Source organism: Monashia sp. HAY1-2A (assembly GCF_056755315.1).
The window spans coordinates 1-253 of the sequence record NZ_JBNDHY010000566.1 but is presented as its reverse complement, the minus strand read 5'-3'; the positions used below and the strand labels follow the sequence as shown (position 1 = coordinate 253).

General features: G+C 59.3%; 1 rRNA gene. It reads right to left on the bottom strand.

Features of this window, described 5'->3' with window-relative positions:
- Positions 1–253, bottom strand: a 16S ribosomal RNA gene (locus tag ACPYOM_RS23090); the annotation flags it as partial.

The following is a 253-nucleotide window of genomic DNA, read 5'->3' as shown; positions in this document are numbered from 1 at the left end:
CAATCATTCCGGACAACGCTCGCACCATACGTATTACCGCGGCTGCTGGCAAGTAGTTAGCCGGTGCTTCTTCTGCAGGTACCGTCACTTCCGCTTCTTCCCTGCTGAAAGAGGTCTACAACCCGAAGGCCGTCATCCCTCACGCGGCGTCGCTGCATCAGGCTTCCGCCCATTGTGCAATATTCCCCACTACTGCCTCCCGTAGGAGTCTGAGCCGTGTCTCAGTCCCAGTGTGGCCGGTCGCCCTCTCAGG